The sequence below is a fragment of the Streptomyces sp. NPDC088923 genome (assembly GCF_044749745.1).
GTDB lineage: Bacteria > Actinomycetota > Actinomycetes > Streptomycetales > Streptomycetaceae > Streptomyces.
The window spans coordinates 685,249-699,337 of record NZ_JBIVIO010000002.1; the positions used below are offsets into that span (position 1 = coordinate 685,249).

Annotated in this window: 15 protein-coding genes and 2 pseudogenes; 6 read left to right on the plus strand and 11 right to left on the minus strand. The window is 72.7% G+C overall.

What is annotated here, in order from left to right; translation table 11 throughout:
• Positions 1–22: 22 nt before the first annotated feature.
• Complete coding sequence (locus tag ACIP4O_RS14255) at positions 23–352, minus strand: LysR substrate-binding domain-containing protein (protein WP_401574744.1); 330 nt, start codon at positions 350–352, stop codon at positions 23–25.
• A gap of 42 nt (positions 353–394) precedes the next feature.
• Here ACIP4O_RS14255 and ACIP4O_RS14260 point away from each other — a divergent pair, with 42 nt between their 5' ends.
• Entirely contained in the window at positions 395–601 is a 207-nt protein-coding gene (locus ACIP4O_RS14260) for a hypothetical protein (protein WP_401574745.1), read from the plus strand.
• A gap of 89 nt (positions 602–690) precedes the next feature.
• Here the strand turns inward: ACIP4O_RS14260 and ACIP4O_RS14265 are convergent, their stop codons facing one another.
• From ACIP4O_RS14265 to ACIP4O_RS14290, 6 genes are all read right to left on the minus strand, one after another.
• Positions 691–1,548 (minus strand): ABC transporter ATP-binding protein, encoded by an 858-nt coding sequence (locus tag ACIP4O_RS14265; protein ID WP_401574747.1) that lies wholly within the window; start codon positions 1,546–1,548, stop codon positions 691–693.
• 83 nt (positions 1,549–1,631) lie between these two features.
• Positions 1,632–2,669 carry an iron-containing redox enzyme family protein gene (locus ACIP4O_RS14270; RefSeq protein ID WP_401574748.1) on the minus strand — a complete coding sequence of 346 codons (1,038 nt, stop codon included), beginning with the start codon at positions 2,667–2,669 and terminating at the stop codon, positions 1,632–1,634.
• 219 nt (positions 2,670–2,888) lie between these two features.
• Positions 2,889–3,917, minus strand: a complete 1,029-nt coding sequence (locus ACIP4O_RS14275) for an ATP-binding SpoIIE family protein phosphatase (RefSeq protein WP_401574949.1) — start codon at positions 3,915–3,917, stop codon at positions 2,889–2,891.
• 95 nt (positions 3,918–4,012) lie between these two features.
• A complete protein-coding gene (locus ACIP4O_RS14280; protein WP_401574749.1) occupies positions 4,013–4,435 on the minus strand; it encodes an anti-sigma regulatory factor in 423 nt (140 codons plus the stop codon).
• Positions 4,432–4,809 (minus strand): STAS domain-containing protein, encoded by a 378-nt coding sequence (locus ACIP4O_RS14285; protein ID WP_361333517.1) that lies wholly within the window; start codon positions 4,807–4,809, stop codon positions 4,432–4,434. Before ACIP4O_RS14285 ends, ACIP4O_RS14280 begins: the two co-directional genes overlap by 4 nt.
• Positions 4,806–5,675, minus strand: coding sequence for an STAS domain-containing protein (locus tag ACIP4O_RS14290; protein WP_361333514.1), 870 nt, complete (start codon positions 5,673–5,675; stop codon positions 4,806–4,808). The genes ACIP4O_RS14285 and ACIP4O_RS14290 overlap by 4 nt, the downstream gene beginning before the upstream one ends.
• Before the next feature lie 205 nt (positions 5,676–5,880).
• Here ACIP4O_RS14290 and ACIP4O_RS14295 point away from each other — a divergent pair, with 205 nt between their 5' ends.
• Positions 5,881–6,237: a PRC-barrel domain-containing protein gene (locus ACIP4O_RS14295; protein ID WP_164290981.1), complete on the plus strand. Its 357-nt coding sequence runs from the start codon at positions 5,881–5,883 to the stop codon at positions 6,235–6,237.
• A gap of 91 nt (positions 6,238–6,328) precedes the next feature.
• Here ACIP4O_RS14295 and ACIP4O_RS14300 read toward each other — a convergent pair whose 3' ends face one another.
• Positions 6,329–9,082, minus strand: a complete 2,754-nt coding sequence (locus ACIP4O_RS14300; protein WP_401574750.1) for a SpoIIE family protein phosphatase — start codon at positions 9,080–9,082, stop codon at positions 6,329–6,331.
• Between the two features lie 279 nt (positions 9,083–9,361).
• Between ACIP4O_RS14300 and ACIP4O_RS14305 the strand changes: the two genes are divergently transcribed.
• The gene (locus tag ACIP4O_RS14305; RefSeq protein ID WP_401574751.1) at positions 9,362–10,432 is read left to right on the plus strand and encodes a LuxR C-terminal-related transcriptional regulator; all 1,071 of its coding nucleotides are present in this window, start codon (positions 9,362–9,364) and stop codon (positions 10,430–10,432) included.
• On the opposite strand, the gene ACIP4O_RS14310 is transcribed toward ACIP4O_RS14305, so the two are convergent.
• From ACIP4O_RS14310 to ACIP4O_RS14320, 3 genes and pseudogenes are all read right to left on the minus strand, one after another.
• The gene (locus tag ACIP4O_RS14310; protein ID WP_401574960.1) at positions 10,423–10,698 is read right to left on the minus strand and encodes a hypothetical protein; all 276 of its coding nucleotides are present in this window, start codon (positions 10,696–10,698) and stop codon (positions 10,423–10,425) included. The genes ACIP4O_RS14305 and ACIP4O_RS14310 overlap by 10 nt on opposite strands.
• Positions 10,699–10,877: 179 nt before the next feature.
• A pseudogene (locus tag ACIP4O_RS14315) lies at positions 10,878–11,282 on the minus strand (thioesterase II family protein); the annotation flags it as partial.
• A 39-nt stretch (positions 11,283–11,321) separates the two neighbouring features.
• Positions 11,322–11,558, minus strand: a complete 237-nt coding sequence (locus ACIP4O_RS14320; protein ID WP_401574950.1) for a phosphopantetheine-binding protein — start codon at positions 11,556–11,558, stop codon at positions 11,322–11,324.
• On the opposite strand from ACIP4O_RS14320, the pseudogene ACIP4O_RS14325 reads away from it, so the two are divergent.
• The 3 genes and pseudogenes from ACIP4O_RS14325 to ACIP4O_RS14335 form a co-directional block, all read left to right on the plus strand.
• Positions 11,494–12,198: pseudogene (locus ACIP4O_RS14325) on the plus strand (AMP-binding protein); the annotation flags it as partial. The gene ACIP4O_RS14320 and the pseudogene ACIP4O_RS14325 sit on opposite strands and share 65 nt — an antisense overlap.
• 41 nt (positions 12,199–12,239) lie before the next feature.
• Positions 12,240–12,959, plus strand: coding sequence for an AMP-binding protein (locus ACIP4O_RS14330; RefSeq protein ID WP_401574752.1), 720 nt, complete (start codon positions 12,240–12,242; stop codon positions 12,957–12,959).
• Positions 12,842–14,065 carry an AMP-binding protein gene (locus tag ACIP4O_RS14335; protein WP_401574753.1) on the plus strand — a complete coding sequence of 408 codons (1,224 nt, stop codon included), beginning with the start codon at positions 12,842–12,844 and terminating at the stop codon, positions 14,063–14,065. Before ACIP4O_RS14330 ends, ACIP4O_RS14335 begins: the two co-directional genes overlap by 118 nt.
• The last annotated feature ends 24 nt before the right edge of the window (positions 14,066–14,089 follow it).

The window sequence follows — 14,089 nt, forward strand, 5'->3', positions numbered from 1 at the left end:
ACGACGCCAGGCGCGGGCCCCCTCACACCACTTCCGCCAGCGCCCGCGCGACAGCGGCGACCGCTGGAGCGGGCGGCCCGGGCAGCCGCGCCAGCAGCACCCGGCGGACCTCGGCGGGCACCCCGTCCACGCGCACCAGCGCGACCCCGCGCGGCAGGATGCCGGCGAGCAGGCACGGCACCGTCGTCACACCGAAGCCGCCCGCCACGAGAGCGAGCTTCGTGAACCAGTCGCGGGCCGCGTGCACCACTCGGGGGCGCCCGGGAAGCCCCGGCCAGACGCCGAGCAGCGGTTCGGCCCCCGTCGAGGCCGGCCCGATCCACGGGGCCGCCGCCAACTCGTCGACCCGCATTGCGTCCCGGCCCGCGAACTCCCCCTGCCGTACCCCTGGATCATGCGCGACTCGATCACCGTGCGCGGCCAGTGGATGCTGCCGCGCACCGCCAATCCCGGGCTGGTCCGGCTCCTCGCGACGGGCGCGGTGGACCTCGCGGCCGAACGGGTGCGGGCCTTCGCACTCGACGAGGTCGACGAGGCGATCGCCCACGCGCAGGCGCACGGCGGCCCCTTCGACCGGACGGGCCTGGTGCCGGGGGCCTGACGCAGGGGCATATCACCGGGGCGGGGCCGCCCACGCGCCAGGCCCGCCCACGCGCCAGGCCCGCCCACGCGCCAGGCCCGCGCGGCGACTCAGACCTCCACGGCGCGCGCCCGTCCCGCCGTCCGCACGCTCCAGCGGCCCCCGTGCCGTTCGAGTTTCAGCGGGTGCCCGAAGCACTCCGAGGCCGACCCGCTCGTCAGGACCTCGTCCACGGGCCCGCTCCCGAGGACCTTCCCGCCGCGCAGCAGCAGCGCGTGCGTCGTGCTCGGCGGCAACTCCTCCAGGTGGTGCGTCACGAGGACGGAGGCGAGCGCGGGCCGCGCGGCGGTCAGCGCCTCGATGCTCTCGATGAGCTGCTCGCGCCCCGCGACGTCGAGCCCGGTCGCCGGCTCGTCGAGGAGCAGCAGCCGGGGCTCCGGCATGAGGGAGCGCGCGATGAGCGCGCGGCCCCGCTCGCCCTGCGAGAGCGTCGGCCACGTCGCCTCCGCGCGGTGCCCGAGCCCGAGCGTCGCGATGAGCCGCCCGGCGCGCTCGCGCTGCTCCGGGTCGGGCTGCCAGCGCGGCAGCGGCTCGACGCTGTTCGTGAGCCCGGTCAGCACCACGTCGCGCACCTTCAGCGCGCTGCGCAGCGGGTGGCGCGGATTGACGTGGCCCACGTACGTCCGCAGTTCCCGCAGGTCCACGCGCCCGAGCCGGCGCCCCAGTACCTCGACCTGCCCGCGCGTGGGGTGGCCGAGCGCCCCGAGCAGGCTCAGGAGCGTCGTCTTGCCCGCGCCGTTGGCACCGAGCAACGCCCAGTGCTCGCCCTCTCGGACGGTGAGGGACACCCGGTCCAGGAGAAGGGCGCCCTCGCGGACGAGCTCGACCTCCTCGGCGTGCAGCACCGCCGCCGCCCGGGCCTCGTTCTCTGCCTCTGCTGCTGTCTCGCGTACGGGAGTGGTGGTCATAGTGCACCGAAAGGTACGCCCGCGCGGGCGGCGCACGCCCGGCCCGTTCACGATACGGACGCCCCCGCGGCGGCCCTTTGCCCTCAGCCCTCCGCGGCCGCCACCGGCAGCCGCAGCGCCGACTCGCCCGCGCCCCACGCCGCGAGCGCGTGCGCGGCGAGGCGGTCCTCCAGGAGGCTCGTCGCCTCCATCCCGAGGACCACGTCCGCCTCCAGGCCCGGCTCGGCGAGCAGCAACTGCGCGAGCACCTCCGCGCGCAGCACCTGCTCCTCGGCCGCGGCCGACTCGGCGCGCGCCAGCACGTAGCGTGAGGCCTTCTGCGGCGCCCGCGTCCGCTCCAGCGCCGCGGCCACGCGCCCCGCCGCGCGCGGCAGCAGGACACCCCACGCCGCCGCGTGCCCCACGAGCGCGCCGCGCAGCGCCCCGTGCAGGCCGAAGAGCGCGCCCAGGTTGGCGAGCGCGAGGGACTCGGCGGGGACCGCGTCCACGTACCTGCCGGGCGCCGGGTCGAGGCCGAGCGCGCGCAGGTGCTCCGCGGCGAGGGCCGCGTGGCCGCGCGCCGGCTGCCCGTGCCCGGCGCGCGCGTGCAGCAGCGAGAGGAGCCCGGCCCGGGGGCGGGCGGGCAGCCGGGGCAGCGCCCAGGCGGGCCCGTCGTCCTCGAAGGCCCGCGCGGGCGTCCGCAGCACCGCGTACTCGCGGATCTGCCACGGCTTCCCGTCCCGCTCCAGCGCGCCGCTCACGCTCGTCGGATCGCCGCCCTCGGGCCGTACGAGCAGATCGGCGAGGGCCGCGGAGACGTCCTCGGCACCGCGCGTCAGCCCGCGCAGCGCCTCCAGGAAACGCCGCTCCAGGGGACGGCGCAGCCCCAGCAGGAGCGGCTCCCACTCGGCGCCCGGCGGCAGTCCCGCCCAGCCGCCGCGGTGAAACCCGTACAGCACGAAGAGGGCGAGCTGCAGGTCCTCGCCGAGCGGGTCCACGCGCGCGGCCTGCGGCCCCCAGGGCGGCGCGTCCCGCCCCGCCCGCAGCGCCGTGAGCAGGTGCGCGGAGAGATCCCCGCGCGCCTCGGGAAGCTCCGGCGGCTCCTGCCGCCCCCCGCTGACTTCACCCGTCGCCGTCGTCATGCCCCCCAGCCTGCTGCCCCCACCCGGCCCCCACCACTCGGGCGGTCCACACGCGGGACACACCGCACGCCGGGCGAAAAAATGCAGCCCCTCCCGGGGGTCCCCCCGGCCGAAGGCTGGGGGAGTTTGAGGAGCGGGGCCCGGGGCGGAGCCCCGAAAAGGGGGCGCGGGGCGCAGCCCCGCGAGGCGGGCGCGAGGCCGGCCGCCCCCCAGCCCCCGTCAGGGAATCCGCGCCACCACCACCCCCCCATCGTCCCGACGGACCCCCGCCTGGTTGAAGATCTGCCCCGCCACGGTCAACGGCGCCAGAGCGAACAGCCCTGGGAAGTCATTCGGCTCCCACCGCGACGTCAACCCGTCCGAGTGCAGCACGAGCGTCCCGTCCACGCCCGCCATGACCTCCTCGAACACCCGCAGCCTCGGCAACTGGTGCCCCACGATCCCCGGCGCCGAGCCCAGCGACCGCCGCCGTCCCTCGCTGATCACGCAGGCGCTGATGTTCCCGGCACCGCAGAACCGCACGCGCCGTGTGGCGAGATCGAGCCGCGCGATCCCCACCGCGGCGCCCCGCCCGCCCCGCAGCGCCCCGTGCAGGACCCGCAGCACCTCGTCCGGCTCCTCCGCCGCCGTGTTCCGGAACGCCTCGGCGGCCAGTTCCCCGGCACGCGCGGCGAGTGGCCCGTGCCCGAGCCCGTCGCACATCATCACGAGGACCGAGCCGGGCCCCTCGTCCGCCGTGCCCACAGGGCGCGCCGCCCAGGCGTCCCCGCACACGGTCTCGCCGCTGATCGGCCGCGTCAGCCCCGCGACGAGCGGCTCGGGCCGGTGCGGCCCCCGCTCGCGGTCCGGCCAGAACCGCGCCGTGACCACCGTGCCGCGACCGGGCAGCGAGTGGATGCCGAAGCTGTCCGCCAGCCGCCCGATCGTGCCGAGCCCCACACCGAGCGTCCCCGCCGAGGAGGCCCCGTCGCGCAGCGAGTACGCGACGTCGGACATCCCGGGCCCGCTGTCGAGCGCGAGGAATTCGAGCGCGGCCTCGTCGGGGGTGCGTATCAGCCGCAGCAGCAGCGAACCGTCCCGCGCGTGCCGCTGGAGGTTCGTCGCCGCCTCGGTCACCGCGAGCGCGACCTCCGAGGTGCGCCGCGCCCCGAAACCGAGCCGGTGGCACAGCTGCGCCGCCGCGCTGCGCGCCGCCGCGGGCAGCGCCACGTCCACGCGCAGCCACGCGACGTCCTCGGCGGGCGGCATGTCGTACATGTCGACCTGCCGCCCGTACCGCCCCTGCCCGTTGGGCCCTTGCCCGTGCATCTCCTGTCCGTACGGCTGCCGCCCGTACGGCTCCTCTATCGCGCCCACTTCGTCACCGTAACCGTCGTCCCTTCGCCCACCGAGGTCTCCAGGGCGAAATCGTCGACGAGCCGCCGCGAACCGCTCAGTCCGAGCCCCATGCCGTCCCCCGACGTCCAGCCGTCGGTGAGGGCGAGGTCCCGGTCGGGGATTCCCGGCCCGCTGTCGCGGAACACGAGCCGCACCCCTTCGTGACCATCCGCGCTGACCCGGCTCGCGAGCAGCTCACCGCCTCCCGCGTGGACGAGCGTGTTGCGGGCCAGCTCGCTCGCCGCGGTCACCAGTTTGGTCTGCTCCACCAGGGAGAGCCCGCTCTCCTGGGCCAGCGTGCGCACCAGCTGACGGGCCTGGACCACGTCGTTGTTGGTGGCGATGGTCATCGTCTGCGTCGGCGCGGGCGCCGGCTGAGGGCTCGTCATCCGCGTTCCGGACCCGTCCGTCCCGCGCGGCGCAACAGGCGCAAGCCCTGCTCCAGATCGAGCGCGGTGCGTACGCCGCCGAGCGAGAGCCCGAGTTCCACGAGAGTCATGGCGACGGCCGGACGCATCCCGACGACGACCGTCTCCGCGTCGAGCACGCGCGAGACGGCGGCCGTCGTGGCGAGCATCCGCCCCACGAACGAGTCGACGATCTCCAGTGCCGAGATGTCGATGACGACACCGCGCGCCCCCGTCCGCACGATCTCCTCCGAGAGATCCTCCTGGAGATCGAGGACGCTCTGGTCGTCCAGTTCGACCTGGATCGGCACGAGGAGCGTCCCGCCGATCCGCAGGATCGGAACGCGTTCGCTCACAGCAGGCCCCCGGACATGATCGAGCCGTCCGCCTCGTCCGCCTCGCGGTCCGCCTTGATACGGCGCAGGGCGTGCGCGAGCGCGTCCGCGAGCGAGGACTTCGTGACGATGTCGCCGAACTCGATGCCGAGCCCCACGATGGTCTGCGCGATCTGCGGCCGGATACCGGAGATCGTGCACTCCGCACCCATCAGCCGTGCCGCCACGACCGTCTTCAGCAGGTGCTGGGCGACCTGCGTGTCCACGGCCGAGACCCCGGTGATGTCGATGATCGCCTGGGTCGAGTTGTGGTCGATGAGCGCTTGCAGCAGCTTCTCCATGACGACCTGGGTACGGGCCGAGTCGAGCGTCCCGACGAGCGGCACGGCGATCACGCCGTCCCACACCTTCACCACAGGCGTGGACAGTTCGAGCAACTGCTCGGCCTGCGCCGTGATGATCGCCTCACGCGTCGTGGCGTGCGCCTCGACGGTGAAGAGCCCGAGGCCGTCGACGAGCCGCGAGAAGTCGAGGAAGGCGGCCAGATCGGCCCGCGAACCGGACAGCTCCGCCTGAACGACCTCCTTGAACAGGAAGACGCCGAGCGCCGTCTCGGTCGGTGTGAACCCCTGCCTCGCGCGGTTGCGCGACAGCTCCACGAGCAGCCCGCGCACCTCCGTGTACGGCTCGGCGCGGTGGTCGAGCGAGCCCGCGCGCAGCGCGCCGAGCACGGCCGCGTACAGTTCGCGCAGCTCCTGCCCCACCTCGGGCGCGCTCACGCGCCCCTGGAGCGGGGGCAACGCCCGCGTCACCCACTCCGCGGTGAGCCGCTCCTGCTCACCGGCCAGCAGCTCCGCCAGCCTCTCCACGCTCCCGGCAGTCGCCATCGGCTCGCTTCCTCCTCGGCATCATGGGTATGAGGACCACGTCCCCGGCTGAGTCACCGACCCTACGCCGACCCGCCCGGACGGCGGGTAAACCCCTGATCATTGTCGTACGGCAAATATTCGCATGCGTGCCGGACGGCGTGAAGGGCACCCGCCTTCACGCAGCGGAACCGCGGCCGGCGGTTCCCCGGAGACGGGAGAAACCATGACCGACAGCAACCTGTGGAACTACGGCCCCGAGGTCACCAACTACGCGGACGCCGAGATCGTCGGCTACAAGGTCGAGGCCCGAGACGGCCACATCGGCAAGGTCGACAAGCACTCGACGGACGTCGACAGCCAGTACATCGTCGTGGACACCGGCGTCTGGATATTCGGCAAGGAGGTCCTCCTCCCGGCCGGTACCCTCACGGGCATCGACCACGAGAACAAGACGGTGACGGTCAGCCGCACCAAGGACGAGATCAAGTCGGCCCCGGAGTTCGACAAGGACAAGCACCTCGCGGACCCCGGCTACCGCACCGAGCTGGGCTCGCACTACGGGCGCGGCGGCGCCGTGTGACCCACACCGCCCACCGTCCCGGTCCGGACCGCGAGGGTCCGGGCCGGGACGTCGCGCGCGCCGCTCGCCGTTCCCGGACGGCGGGGGCCTCTCACCCCAGGTCCTCGTCCGACCACTGGTCGAGAAGGGCGTCGGCGTCCTGCTCCTCGGCCGCCCGCTCGCCGTTCGCCAGGAACTGCTCGGTCCAGATCACCTTGCCGCGGTTGAGGTAGCGGGTGCCCCAGCGGTCGGCGAACTGCGCGACCAGGAAGAGCCCGCGCCCGCCCTCGTCGCTGCTCTTGGCCCGCCGCAGGTGCGGCGCCGTGCTGTTGCTGTCGGTGACCTCGCAGATGAGCCCCGACACGTCGTGGAGCAGCCGCAGCCGGGCCGGCGGGGCGCCGTAGCGGATCGCGTTGGTGACCAGCTCACTGGTGATCAGCCCGGTCGTGTACGAGAGGTCTTCGAGCCCCCACGCGTCGAGCCGCGCCAGCGCCTCGCCGCGCAGGCGCGAGACGGCCGCCGGGTCCGGCGGGATGTCCCACTCCGCGATCCGCTCGGGGGGCATCCGCCGGGTACGGGTCACGAGCAGCGTCACGTCGTCGGCGGGCTCCGGCACGAGCAGACGGTCCATGACGGCGGTACACGTCTCCTCGGGCCCGCGCCCCGGCACGGCGAGCGTGTCGCGCAGCAGGGCGAGCCCGGTGCCGATGTCCCGCTCCCTGTCCTTGACGAGCCCGTCCGTGAAGAGCACGAACAGGCTGTCGGGGGGCAGGACCAGTTCGGTCTTCTCGACGGGCAGCCCGCTGCCGAGGCCCAGCGGCGGCGAACCGGGGATGTCGGGGTACGAGGCCACTCCGTCCGGGGTCACGAGCGCGGGCCCCGGGTGCCCGGCCCGCGCGACCGCGCACACCCCGGTGACCTGGTCGTAGACCGCGTACAGGCACGTCGCCCCGGTCACGGCGGGATCGTCGCCGCCCGGCGACTCGGCGTTCTCCTCGTCCTTGTCCATCCGCGCCACGAGTTCGTCGAGATGGGCGAGCAGTTCGTCGGGGGCGAGGTCGAGCGCGGAGAAGTTGTGCACGGCGGTGCGCAGCCGCCCCATCGTCGCCGCCGCGTGCACCCCGTGCCCCACCACGTCCCCGACGACCAGCGCGAACCGGGCCCCGGAGAGCGGGATCACGTCGAACCAGTCCCCGCCGACCCCCGCCTTCGTGGGCAGGTACCGGTACGCCACCTCCAGCCCCGACTGCTCCGGCAGCGCCCGGGGCAGCAGGCTGCGCTGGAGTGTCACGGCCATCGAGTGCTCCCGCGTGAAGCGGCGCGCGTTGTCGACGGCGACGGCCGCGCGGGCGGCCAACTCCTCGGCGAACGAGACGTCCTCGGCGGTGAACGCGACCTGCTCCGAGCGCCAGAAACCCACCAGACCCAGGACGACGCCACGGGCCCGCAGCGGCACCGAGACGAGCGAGCTGATGCCGAAGTCCAGGACGTCCTGGGCACGCTCGGGGGCATGCGTGCTCCACTCGGCGGAGCCCCTCAGGTCGGGCCGCAACTGCGCGCGCCCGGTCAGGACGGCGTTCGCGACGGGACTGCCGGGCTGGAAGTCGATGAGCTTCCCGGCCGGGAGGAGCGGGTGGTCGGCCCTGACACCCCCGACCGCGACCCGGCGCATCTCGGGGCCCGCGAGCGTCGGCTCCTCACCGCGCAGCACGGGTTCGAGGAGTTCCACGGTCACGTAGTCGGCGAAGCGCGGCACCGCGATCTCGACCAGCTCCTCGGCGGTGCGCACGGTGTCGAGCGTCGTCCCGATCCGTACGCTCGCGTCGTACAGGAGCTGGAGGCGGTCGTGCGCGACGTCGGCCCGGTCCGCCAGTTCCCGCAGCTCGGTCGTATCGCGCAGCGTGGCCACCGAGCCCTGCCGCCCCTTGCCGCTCTCGCTCACCGGCCGCTGGTTGAACGCGACGAGCCGGTCACCGACGGCGCGCATCTCGTCGTTGACCGCGTGCCCGGAGGCGAGGAGCGAGGCGATGCCGGGTGCCATTCCCACCTCGTGCACGTCCCGGTCCGTCACCTCCTCACCGCCCAGGCCGAGCAGCCGTCGCGCCTCGTCGTTGACGAGCAGCAGCCGCCCGTCCGCACCGACGATGACGACGCCCTCGCGCACGGCGTGCAGGACCGCGTCGTGGTGCTCGTACATCCGCGTCATGCCGCCGGGGCCGAGCCCGTGCGTCTGCGAGCGCAGCCGCCTGCTCACCAGCGCGGTCGCCGCGACGGCGAGCGCGAGCGCCACCGCGAACAGCCCGCCGAGGAGCGGGAGCTGCCCCACGACGACCTGGTCGATGCTGTGCAGCTTGATGCCCACGGAGACGAAGCCGACGATGCGCTGCCGCCCGTCGAAGACCGCCGTCGTCGTGTCGACGGCCTCCCCGAACCGGGTGCTGTCGAAGGTGTTCTGGTACGGCTCGCCCGAGCGCGCAGGCCTGAAGTCTCCCGAGACGTGCCCGCCGATGAGCGAGGGATCGGGGTGGCTCCAGCGGATTCCGCGCGGGTCGAAGGCGACGACGTACGTCACGTCCGCCCTCTCGCGCGCGGCCTCGGCGCTCCGCTGGAGGAGCGCGCTCGAATCGCGCGCGCGCATGGCGGCCACGGTGCCCGGCGCGTTCGCGAAGGTCTCGGAGACGGCCAGGGAGCGGTCGTACGCCTCATCCGTCGCCCGGGAGTGCACCTCGCGCACGTACCCGGCGGCCATCAGCAGGGCGAGCACGACGATCACGAGCAGCTGGAGAACGAAGACCTGCCCGGCGAGGCTGTGGGGGCGGCGCGGGAACAGAGCCCGCGCACGCCGTAGGACTCGTGTCGCGCGCATGGACCAGTTGTAACGCCCCCGCCCAGCCCCACCCCGACGGCACTCCGCGCACCCCCCGACTCCGGGCACCCGGCGGTACCCACCGCGCCTTCACGCACCCGGCGGCCGAAGGCCCCCGCCGCCACTGCCTTGCGGCCCCCTCAGCACTCGATGATGTTCACCCGTGGCCAGGCGTCCGTCGTGGCGGGCCCCGCCGCACCGCAACCGGCATGCATCGTCTCCGCTGTGGATACGCCGATTCCTGTGCCGCTGCCCCTGCTCAGTCGTAGAACCTTTGATGTGAACTCGACAGACGTCACGACTGATCAGAGCGCCAGCAAGCTCATCGCCCTGGGCCTCGACGATCGGGCGATGCTGGTCTATCGGGCGATGGTCGCCTGCGAGGAAGCAGGGGTGGCTGATCTCGCGGAACACCTCAGCATCTCTGACGGCGACGTCCGGAACGCCCTGGAAGCTCTTGCCGGGGCGTCTCTGGCGCGGCCGGCCATGGGCGAGCCGACGCGCTGGCGAGCCGTCAACCCGGAGCTGGAGCTCGCCTCGTTGATAGCCAGGCAGGAGGCCGAGCTCGCTACCCAGCAGCAGGTTCTCCAGCAGAACAGGAGTGTCGTCGCCGACCTGCTGGCGGACTACTCGACGGCCGCGTTTCGCCGGGGTGGCGGGACGAACGCGGACTTCGAGGAGGTCAGCGATGTCGAGGAGGTGCGCGCCAAGCTCCGGATACTCTCGCAGCAGGTGCGCACCGAGGTCTTCGCCCTCGTTCCCGGCGGCCCGCAAAGTGCTGAGGTACTGGCCGCCAGCCGGGTGCTGGACGAGGAGACACTCCGGCGCGGGGTCCGCATGCGCACCGTTTACCTCTCCAGTGTGCGCAACGACGGGCCGAGCGTGAGCTACGCACGCTGGCTCTCGCAGCAGGGAGGCCAGATCCGGACCACCGAGAGCCTGCCGATGCGGCTCCTGCTCATCGACCACAGTGTCGCCCTGATCCGGGTCGACCCCGAACAGCCCGGTCAGGGAGCTCTCTTCATCCGCAGCCCAGGGGTGGTCGCGGCCCTGTACTTCCTCGCCGAGAACGTCTGGGAGAGCTCTCTGCCCTTCGGCTCGCCACCGGTCAAGGACGGTTTCGGCCTCTCCACCCAGGAGCGCGAGCTTCTGCGGCTCCTGGCCGGCGGCCTGACCGACGCGATGTCGGCGCGCAGGCTCGGCCTGTCCATTCGGACCGTGCGCCGCCTCATGGCGGACCTGATGAAGCGGATCAACGCCGCAAGCCGCTTCCAGGCCGGACTGCGACTGGGCCAGCTCGGCTGGTGTGACGCCGACGGCAACCTGCCCGAGCCGGCACATCACGACTGATCGTCGCTCGTACCCGCTGAGGCGGCAGCGTCCGCGGCCCTCGAATGCTCGCCCGCCAGGACCTCGCGCAGCTCGTCGGGGAAGGACAGGAAGCTCCAGTGGCTGCCCTTGAGCAGCCGGGTGTCCGTGTCCGCGTACTGGTCCCAGCCGGACAGCAGGGCTGGTGGCACCTCGTGGTCATCGGTCCACCCCAGCGCGGTGACCGGACACGGCAGGCGGCTGTGGTCGGCCTGGTAGCGACGGTAGGCGCGGACATCGGCCACCATGGAGGGGAGGCCAGCTCGACCAGCTCGGGATCGGGTTCGAGTCCGCGGCCCCGCATCAGATCCGCCACCACCGAGTCCAGTCCCTCCTCCGGCACGTCCAGAATGCTGCCGAAGGGCATCAGGTCCGGGGAGACCATGGAGGACGCGAACAGGCGCCTCGGCTGGGGCAGGCCGCGGCGTTCCAGCCGGCGCGCCACCTCGACGGCGACGTAGACGCTGTTGCAGTGCGCGAACAGCGTGAACGGACGGTCCAGGTACGGGGTCAGCGCGTCGACCAGGTCGGCGGCGAACGCTTCGTAGCTCGCGGGACTCGGCTGGCGCAGACGGTTCTCCCTGCCGGGCGGCTGTATCGGGCAGACCTCCGCTCCGGCGATGGTGCGGGGCCAGCCGTGGAACATCGATGCACCGGTGCCCAGGTAGGGGATGCAGAAGAGCAGGCTCTCCGCCTCCGGAGCCGGCTCCCGGAGCAGCCAGCAGTCTGCCGGCCACCGCGAGGAGCGAGGCGACCGGGCGGCCGACTCCCGTACGGCACCGTGGGCCTCGGCGGACGGGGAAGAAGCCGACCGGGTGGGGATTGCGGACATGAGACGTCTCTCTTCCTTCGTGTGATGCGGGACGCACAACTAGAGATCGGTGGAGACCAGATGCTCGAACTCCTCGTCGGACAGGTCACCGAAGGCGTCCAACGCCAGTCCTTCGATCATTTGCGCCTGTGCGGCCACTGTGGAATTCCGGAAGAGGTCACCGACGCCGAGTTCGACGCCGAAGACCTCGTTCAGCTGGTAGGAGAGCCGCATCAACGACAGGGAGTGTCCCCCCAGCGCGAAGAAGTCCTCGTTCGCGCCCGGCCGCAGCCTCAGCTACCGGGAGCTCAACAGCCGAGCCAACCGGCTCGCGCATCACCTCCGCTCGCTCGGTGTCGGCCGGGAGTCGGTCATCGCGATCGCCATGCCCCGTTCCGCCTCGGCCATCGTGGCGCTCCTGGGGATCTTGAAGGCGGGTGCCGCCTACCTCCCCGTCGACCCGGCCTACCCATCCGAGCGGATCTCGTACACCATCGCGGACGCGAACGTGGTCGCCCTGGTCACCGACCTGGCGACGGAGCGCGGTCTGCCGCCGCACCGGACCCCGGTCATCGTGCTCGACGGCGGTACGGACCGTGACTCCCTGGCCGCGGCCCCGGACACGGACCCCGCGTCCGATGTCCGCGCGGAGAACCTGGCCTACGTCATCTACACCTCGGGGTCGACCGGTCGCCCGAAGGGCGTGGAAGTCACCCACCAAGGAGCGGTCAACCTCGCTCGTGCGGTCCGTGAGGCCTTCGGTATCACTCCTGCGGACCGTGTCTCCCAGTTCGCCTCGCTGAGCTTCGACGCCTCGGTGTGGGAGATGCTCATGGCGCTGACCTCGGGAGCCTGCCTCTCTCTGGTCCCGACCTCGGGGACCGGCGTGGACGAGATCGTCGGACGACTCCAGGACCAGAAGATCACCGTAGGAACCTTCCCCCCCCGTCGTGCCTCGCCCAGGTCGACCCGGCCGCCTTGCCCGCGCTGCGACTGGTCGTCAGTGCGGGAGAGGCGTGCAACGCGTCCCTCGCCCAGTCGTGGTCCGCGGGCCGCCGCTTCGTCAATGCCTACGGACCCACGGAGGCGACGGTCTGCGCCACCTTCGGGGATCACCAGGGGCCGGCCGCGCCGACCATCGGAACCCCGTTCGCGGGAACGGAGGCTCATGTCCTGGGCACCGGCCTCGACCCGCTCGCGGTCGGCCTGTCCGGCGAGATCCACCTGGCCGGGGTCGGTCTCGCTCGCGGTTACCGCAACCGTCCGAGCGCCACAGCCGAGGCCTTCATACCCAACCCGTTCGGAGCGCCGGGCTCCCGCCTTTACCGTAGCCGCGACCTGGGCCGTCGACGGGCCGACAACCGACTGCTGCATCTGGGCCGCACGGACCACCAGGTGAAACTGCGCGGCTACCGGATCGAGTTGGGCGAGATCGAATCGGCACTGGCCGGTCACGCCCGGATCGCCCAGGCAACTGTTCTCGTTCGGACAGTGGCCGGCGCAGGGGACCAGCTCGTGGCGTATCTGACGTTGCGTCAGGAGGCGCGCGAGCAGCCGACCCAGGCCACCTGCTGCTGGACATGCGGAGCCGACTGGGCTGCCGCCCCGGGGACGCTGCGCTGGCCACCACCACCGTCGGTTTCGATGTCGCCCAGCTGGAGCTCTTTCTGCCCTTGGTCGGTGGCGGAACGGTGCTGATGGCATCCGCTGAGGAAGTGCGGGACGCGCGTGCCCTGATCCGAAGGCTGGACGACTGGCGTCCGTCCACGATGATGGGAACGCCTTCGAACCTGCGCAACCTGCTCACGATGGGGTGGCCGACACTGCCCGGGCTGACAATCGTCGCGGCCGGCGAGGCGCTGCTCCCCGACCTCGCCGCGGAACTGCGTTCCCGCAGCCGCGCGGTGTGGAACGCCTACGGACCTACCGAGACCACCGTCTATTCCACCATCCACCGAACCGGCGCGGCGGACGACGACGTCATGGCGATCGGCGGCCCGGTCGCCGGCACCGACCTGCACATCCTCGACGAGTCGCTGCGGCGTGTGCCGGTGGGCGCGGTCGGTGAACTCTGCATCGGGGGAATCGGTGTGGCCCGTGGTTACCTGGGACGTCCGGGGCTGACCGCGGAGCGCTTCGTGCCCGACCCGTACGGCGATCACCCGGGGCGGAGGCTCTACCGGACCGGCGACCTGGTCCGGCTGAGGGCCGATGGCGCGCTTGAGTACCTCGGGCGGACCGACCTGCAGATCAAGATCCGAGGCGTCCGGATCGAGCCCGGCGAGGTCGAGCACGCCGTCATGGCGTTGCCCGAGGTCGGCGAGTGCGTCGTCGTCGCCAGGCCCGGCGCGGGCGGCGTCCTCGTACTCCTCTCCTTCGTCGTGGCGGCACCTGGGGCCCGGGCTGTCGCCGCCGATATCGAGGCGGCCCTCGCCACCAGGCTTCCGCGCATGTCATTGCCCACCGTCGTCGTTCTCGACGCGCTGCCGCTGACCCCGAGCGGCAAGATCGACCGCAAGGCGCTGCCCGCGCTCCACCACGTGCACGGGACGGGGCAGCAGCCGCGCAGCGGTACGGAGAGCGCCCTGGCAACCCTGTGGGCCGACGTGCTCGGTCTGTCCGACCCGCCCGTGGACCGGGACTTCTACGACCTCGGAGGGCACTCGCTGGCGACCGTGCGGCTGGCCTTCGGCATCGAGCGGGCCTTCGGCGTCGAACTCGCCATCCATGACCTGCTGGAACGGCAGACGATCACTGCTCAGGCCGAGCTGATCGATCGCCGAACGGCCGGAGTGGGAGTCTGACGTCCGTGTCCCCACACCAGCGAG